The following is a 5,949-nucleotide window of genomic DNA, read 5'->3' as shown; positions in this document are numbered from 1 at the left end:
AAAAGAAAAGGAATTAATAATAAATGAGAAAGAAGCAAAGTTGGTAAGGTACATATTTGAAAGGTATATGGAGCTGAAGTCAATGGCAGAGTTGGCAAGAGAGCTAAACCAAAAAGGGTATCGGACGAAGAAAATTGAGGCAAAATCAGGAAAAGTGTATGGGGGAGAGGTATTTAAAAAAGCGACGATAAGGAGAATGATAACAAACCCGATATATATGGGAAAAATAAGGCATTACAAGAAACAGTACGAAGGAAAGCATGAAACGATAATAGAAGAAGAAAACTGGCAAAAAGCACAAGAATCGATAAAGAAACAACCGTATCGAGGCAAAAAATATGAAGAGGCGCTACTAAAGGGGATGATAAAGTGCAAGAGGTGTAATGTAAACATGACGCTGACATACTCAAAAAAAGAAAATAAAAGGTACCGATATTATGTATGTAATAATCATCTGAGGGGAAAGGGTTGTGAATCAATAAACCGGACTGTAATAGCCGGAGAAATAGAAAAAGAAGTAATGAAGAGAGCAGAGCAGTTATATGAAAAACGGGGAGAAAAAGCGGAAGAATGGAAAAATTTAAAATTCGGAGAACAGAAGGAAGTGGTGAAGAAATTAATAAAGACAGTATGGGTGAGAGAAGATGGAATAGAGGTATGCTCTGAATCAGAGGAAAGATTTATACCAATGAATTTAAAGAAGAAAGGGAGCAAGTGCACAGTAGTAGAACCAGAAGGAAAAACAAATAATGCGCTGTTAAAGGCAGTGGTAAAAGCCCACCTGTGGAGACGTCAATTGGAAGCTGGAAAATATAGGAGTGTGAGGGAGATGAGCGTAAAATTTAAGATAAGCATGAGGCGAATACATCAAATTTTAAGATTAAATTATTTAGCGCCAAAGATTAAGGAAGACATAATAAATGGGAGACAGCCAAGTGGTTTGAAGTTAGCTGATTTAAGGGAAATACCGACGCTATGGAGTGAGCAGTTGGAAAAGTTTTATGGGTTAGCAGCGTAACAGCACTGTTTATAAAAGCAAAAATAAGGAGAAAACGTTATGAGAACACCAAAAAAAGCATGGAAAGATATTGCCAAAAAGTTAAAAAATAGGAAAAGCACCTCTGCTGCAAAAGTAGCTGATATAGAGGAATCAATGGCTATACCAAACGATGTTAAGGATAGTCTTGGTGAGCAAGAAGAGGTTACCAGTGTCGATAAAGCCACAGAAACTGACACTGAATTGTATGAAGATATTAACGAGAATAGCGAGACAGGGCAACCTATGTGTGAAAGCAGAGAAGAGCTCCAAAATGCTTCAATAGACACTACTGCACAAGAGCCAAACGCCCCTGATAACCCCTCTACTGCTGAACCATCTGGCAAAGGAAATTCTGCAGACGAAAAATCATCAAAAAAGGCAATTCAACCAATTATAGCTGGTATTGTTGGCGCAGTGTTGTTGGTAAGTTGTATTGCGTCGTACATCATGAAAATGCATATCATAGCAGCGGTTGTAGGAATAATAGGACTAGCTTGTATGAGCTTTGCGTTATACAGTACTTTGAAGCCTAATACCAAGCTAGAGGAAGTAGAGAACGTGGAACAGTCTGTTCATCCTTCTTTGAATCCAACATAAAATGGTATACTTAAAAAACATAAACGCCAAGATAATTTCTTTAGAAATACATAAGTAGCTATACAACAAAGCCAGCTTTATTAATACAGCTTGAAGATAAATAAAATAGCTTCAGTATCATTATAATGGGTTGGCGGGAAGTGGTTTTTATGCCAGTTAGCTACTTTCGCGGAGCACTACAGCCCTTGTGCACCGCCATTGTAGACAGGGCTGCTACCCTTTGAAGCACCTTTTCCCTCCACTTTTGGATCTTTTAGCGTTTTGCTATAGGAATGTATAGTTAATACCTGTGCAGCCATAACAAGCGCAATACCTACAAGACCTAAAATAGGCCCAACAACAGGGTTTAGGGACGATGCTAACGCCATTAGTACTATCCTCCTTATTAAGAATATAGAGGCACCAGCAAGCGCTAATCCAGCCATAGACATATTGTTAGTTTTCGCTCTAGATTCCTCATCAAGACTAGGTTTCTCTGTTTCCTTTTTCTTATTTTTTTCACGCTCATCAACATAATAATAAAGAGCTGTAAGAAAAGCAACTGCATTGGCAAGGAATAAAATCGCATCCTCTGCCGCTTCCAGTGAAGATGCTTCACCTATTAACATACCTACAATAACCAGTGCAGTTGTTATAGCTTCGATATATATCAAACACTCACTTATACTAGGAAAATCATGCTCTTTTCTCTCTACTTTTTTCCCATCTTTAAGATCCTTCAATTCCTGTTCCTTTTGAGCTATCTTCCTATTATTATAAATTAAATATAGCGTACAAATAAGAGATAAAGCTGTAAGAGGTAATATAGCGTGGCTTAGTGCACCACTTATAACACCAAGCAATACCTGATCGCTGCATGTTTTTTCCAGCTCAATAGCCATCAGCAATGCAAATGGGGCCATTGTTGCCAATGACACGTATTGTCTATATAGCTCTCTTTTTTTCAGCGTTAACAGTCCTTGTTCGAGCTTCCTCTTTTTTTCTGCTTCTTCAATTCCTGACCCAAAATCCAGAAAAAGATCTTCCATTGTAGAATCTTTTTTATCTTTTGGTCTTTTAGAAGACTTAATATCAAAGCTACTTGTAATACCAGTCATACAAATCCAACTGATTTATGAACTAATATATTATACAGGATTTCAATTACTCAGTCAACTTTATTAAAATCTTAACCACTTTGTATATTAATTGTTTCTCAAGAAATTCAGCCTATCTGTTTGATTCCAGCCAGGACATAATTATAGCCTGACCACACAGTTATAATAGCTGCAATCCATAGACAAGTTGCACCTATACGTTGAGCTGTTTCATAATCGCTCATTATTAATGCAACGACAGCAACCATCTGCAAAAATGTTTTGATTTTTCCAACTTTGCTTACAGGTAGGCTAACATTTGTAGCTATCAAAAACTCCCGCAAACCAGAGACTAATATCTCCCTACAAACGATTATAACTGACGGTACTATCGTAAAATCATTTATCTTATGCTTATAAACTAGCATAATTATCGTTGAAACCACTATTAATTTATCAGCAATAGGGTCAAATAGCCTGCCAAATTTTGATTGGACTTTCCATGCACGCGCTAAGTAACCATCGAAAAAATCTGTAATGCATGCAAACATAAAGATTGATATTGTTATCAAATTTGCATATTTGTTCTCTATATAAAAACTTAATATTATTGCTGGTATTGCAAGCGCACGAGAAATTGTCAGTAAATTAGGCAAGTTTTTCTTAAACATGCAGTGTAACTTTAGTGCAGTATGGTAAACTTATACAGGAGTGTAATGCAATTCACAAGCTAATAGTTTACAATTGAACATTTATCAAAACTCCATATACTTAAAAATTATGAGCTCAAGATACAATGATGAACGATGACTTAGATAGTACCACAAAACGAGAGGCACTTAAGTATCACAGTAGAGGCAATAATCCTGGTAAAATATCTATCTTGCCGACAAAGCCCTTGTCTACTCAGTATGACTTGTCGCTTGCTTATTCCCCTGGGGTTGCAGCTCCGTGCCTTGAAATATCTAAAAACCCTGATGTAGTTTATGATTATACGGCAAAAAGTAACTACGTTGCTGTCATTTCAAATGGTACTGCGGTGCTTGGGCTTGGCAACATCGGTCCTCTTGCCTCAAAACCTGTTATGGAGGGCAAAGCTGTTTTATTCAAGCGTTTTGCTGACATTGATGCGGTTGATATAGAAGTTGACACGGAAAATATAGAAGATTTTATCAATGCAGTAAGGTACCTTGGGCCAAGTTGGGGAGGAATAAATTTAGAGGATATAAGATCCCCTGACTGTTTCATAATAGAGAAACGTCTGAATGAATTGATGGATATTCCGGTGTTTCACGATGACCAGCATGGAACTGCAGTGGTTGTTGCAGCTGGCATAGAAAATGCTCTTGATATTGCCGGGAAAAAATTAGAAGATGTTAAGATTATCATGAATGGCGCTGGAGCAGCTGGTATTGCTTGTCTGGAAATATTAAAGTCTATGGGCGCTAAAAACATAGTGCTATGTGATAAAAAAGGAGTGATATACAAAGATAGAAAAGAGGACATGAACGAGTGGAAGGAAAAGCATGCAGCTGACACTAAAGAACGTTCTTTACTCGATGCAATAAAAGGCGCTGACGTATTCATCGGACTATCTGCAAAGAATGTGCTCAGCGAAGAGATGTTAAAGAGTATGGGTAAAGACCCGATTATTTTTGCTCTTGCTAATCCTGATCCAGAAGTAAGGCCTGAGTTTGCAAAATCTGTAAGGCCAGACGCAATAATCGCAACTGGTAGGTCAGATTACAATAACCAAGTCAATAATGTAATGGGGTTTCCTTATATATTCAGAGGAGCGCTTGACGTACATGCAACAACAATAAATAACGAAATGAAAATTGCAGCTACAGATGCAATAGCAAAGCTTGCACGTGAGCAAGCGCCTGATGAGATATCTACAGCCTATGGTGGCCGTAAAATGAGCTATGGACGCGAATATGTAATACCTACTCCATTTGACCCAAGATTAATTTCTATAGTCTCTCCTGCAGTTGCAAAAGCTGCAGTTAACTCAGGTGTTGCAAGGAAGGCAATACAAGACTGGGATGAGTATGAAAATCAATTAAAATCTCGTCTTGCGAGTGCTCTCAGCACGCTGAATTTATTGTCTTCACAATAATTCAATTGTGTATGATCGTTTTAGGTTTATAATAAAAATTTAAAGTAAATTAATGGTTATCGCAATTCATGAATTAGAGAAAATCATCAAACAATCATTTCCAGATGCCGATATAGAAATTAACGACCTTGCTGGAGATGATGATCATTATCATTTAAAAATAACCTCCAGACGTTTTCTTGGAAAGACAAAAATAGAGCAGCATAGAATGGTATATAAGGCTTTGGAAGGTCAGTCCATACATGCTTTGCAGTTGGAAACTAATGCTTAAGATTAAGGTAAATTTATGAACAATTTTGAACAAATAAAAAAAGATATAGCGGAAGACGATGTGGTGTTGTACATGAAAGGCACTTCTGATTTTCCTCAATGCGGATTTTCTGGGCTCGTTGTGTCAATTCTCAAAAAATTAAACGTGAGGTTTAAGTGTGTTAACGTACTAGAAAATGGTGAAGTACGTCAGTCCATAAAAAAGTTTTCTGATTGGCCGACAATCCCGCAATTATACATAAAGGGAGAGTTTATTGGTGGCTGTGACATCGCTCGCGAAATGTATGAAAAAGGCGAGCTGCAAAGCTTGCTAAAAGAGAAAAATATTATTACGGAGTAAGGACATCAAGAAGTGGTTAAGGATTTATTTCTTTTCGTCCACTCCACATTTGTCCATAATGGAGGTATTACCAGTACCACCTATACCACTAATCAATCTTGTCACGATAGCTTTCGCACCGAAAAACACGGCACAAAATACACCGAGTGCAAAAAGTGCTGGCCATGGCATTCGACCGAATATCGCGAGCAAAGCTGCGCCAATTATCACTACGGTCATAAGAGGTCCGCCTATTCCCCAAACGTATTTAATGATATTGCATATTACTTTAGTAGTTGCATCAAGATCAGTATTAGCAGCATTGCTTGTATGAGAGAAGGAAATAAATAACACTATAAGAAAAACACTAAAAACTCTCCTGATTGTGGGGTTCATCCCTATACCTTAAATTTAGACATTATGATTATATCTAAAATAGTATAATTTTTGGTAAATCTAGCATAAAAATTGGGTAAGCCTGCAAATCTAATTAGTTGCTAAAACAGAACTAAAAACCCCTTGACAACCT

8 protein-coding genes are annotated in these 5,949 nt (G+C 37.3%); 5 read left to right on the top strand and 3 right to left on the bottom strand.

From position 1 onward, the window contains the following. Both HET73_RS05615 and HET73_RS08470 read left to right on the top strand, forming a co-directional pair. Positions 1 to 1,018 (top strand): recombinase family protein (locus HET73_RS05615; protein ID WP_174134155.1); only part of this gene is annotated, 1,018 nt, incomplete at its 5' end. 39 nt (positions 1,019 to 1,057) lie between these two features. Next, positions 1,058 to 1,636 (top strand): hypothetical protein, encoded by a 579-nt coding sequence (locus tag HET73_RS08470; protein WP_246210197.1) that lies wholly within the window; start codon positions 1,058 to 1,060, stop codon positions 1,634 to 1,636. Between the two features lie 176 nt (positions 1,637 to 1,812). Here the strand turns inward: HET73_RS08470 and HET73_RS05605 are convergent, their stop codons facing one another. Continuing rightward, positions 1,813 to 2,733, bottom strand: a complete 921-nt coding sequence (locus HET73_RS05605; RefSeq protein WP_174134154.1) for a hypothetical protein — start codon at positions 2,731 to 2,733, stop codon at positions 1,813 to 1,815. 107 nt (positions 2,734 to 2,840) lie between these two features. Next, positions 2,841 to 3,383: a CDP-diacylglycerol--glycerol-3-phosphate 3-phosphatidyltransferase gene (gene pgsA, locus HET73_RS05600; RefSeq protein WP_174133280.1), complete on the bottom strand. Its 543-nt coding sequence runs from the start codon at positions 3,381 to 3,383 to the stop codon at positions 2,841 to 2,843. A gap of 128 nt (positions 3,384 to 3,511) precedes the next feature. Between pgsA and HET73_RS05595 the strand changes: the two genes are divergently transcribed. From HET73_RS05595 to grxD, 3 genes are read left to right on the top strand one after another with little or no spacing between them, the layout of a single operon-like run. Continuing rightward, the gene (locus tag HET73_RS05595; RefSeq protein ID WP_174133281.1) at positions 3,512 to 4,831 is read left to right on the top strand and encodes a malic enzyme-like NAD(P)-binding protein; all 1,320 of its coding nucleotides are present in this window, start codon (positions 3,512 to 3,514) and stop codon (positions 4,829 to 4,831) included. A gap of 52 nt (positions 4,832 to 4,883) precedes the next feature. Next, a complete protein-coding gene (locus HET73_RS05590) occupies positions 4,884 to 5,102 on the top strand; it encodes a BolA/IbaG family iron-sulfur metabolism protein (protein WP_174133282.1) in 219 nt (72 codons plus the stop codon). Between the two features lie 15 nt (positions 5,103 to 5,117). Then, positions 5,118 to 5,441 (top strand): Grx4 family monothiol glutaredoxin, encoded by a 324-nt coding sequence (gene grxD / locus HET73_RS05585; RefSeq protein ID WP_174133283.1) that lies wholly within the window; start codon positions 5,118 to 5,120, stop codon positions 5,439 to 5,441. A 24-nt stretch (positions 5,442 to 5,465) separates the two neighbouring features. Here the strand turns inward: grxD and HET73_RS05580 are convergent, their stop codons facing one another. Beyond that, positions 5,466 to 5,816: a TrbC/VirB2 family protein gene (locus HET73_RS05580; RefSeq protein ID WP_174133284.1), complete on the bottom strand. Its 351-nt coding sequence runs from the start codon at positions 5,814 to 5,816 to the stop codon at positions 5,466 to 5,468. Positions 5,817 to 5,949 lie beyond the last annotated feature (133 nt).

It is taken from the genome of Wolbachia endosymbiont of Atemnus politus, assembly GCF_013309895.1.
The sequence above is the reverse complement of the archived record's forward strand: the minus strand, read 5'-3'. Positions and strand labels throughout refer to the sequence as shown.

Coding starts and splice junctions, on each gene's coding strand:
- HET73_RS05605 (WP_174134154.1), bottom strand. CDS start 2,733: ATGACTGGTATTACAAGTAGCTTTGATATTAAGTCTTCTAAAAGACCA.
- HET73_RS08470 (WP_246210197.1), top strand. CDS start 1,058: ATGAGAACACCAAAAAAAGCATGGAAAGATATTGCCAAAAAGTTAAAA.
- HET73_RS05595 (WP_174133281.1), top strand. CDS start 3,512: ATGAACGATGACTTAGATAGTACCACAAAACGAGAGGCACTTAAGTAT.
- HET73_RS05580 (WP_174133284.1), bottom strand. CDS start 5,816: ATGAACCCCACAATCAGGAGAGTTTTTAGTGTTTTTCTTATAGTGTTA.
- HET73_RS05590 (WP_174133282.1), top strand. CDS start 4,884: ATGGTTATCGCAATTCATGAATTAGAGAAAATCATCAAACAATCATTT.
- pgsA (WP_174133280.1), bottom strand. CDS start 3,383: ATGTTTAAGAAAAACTTGCCTAATTTACTGACAATTTCTCGTGCGCTT.
- grxD (WP_174133283.1), top strand. CDS start 5,118: ATGAACAATTTTGAACAAATAAAAAAAGATATAGCGGAAGACGATGTG.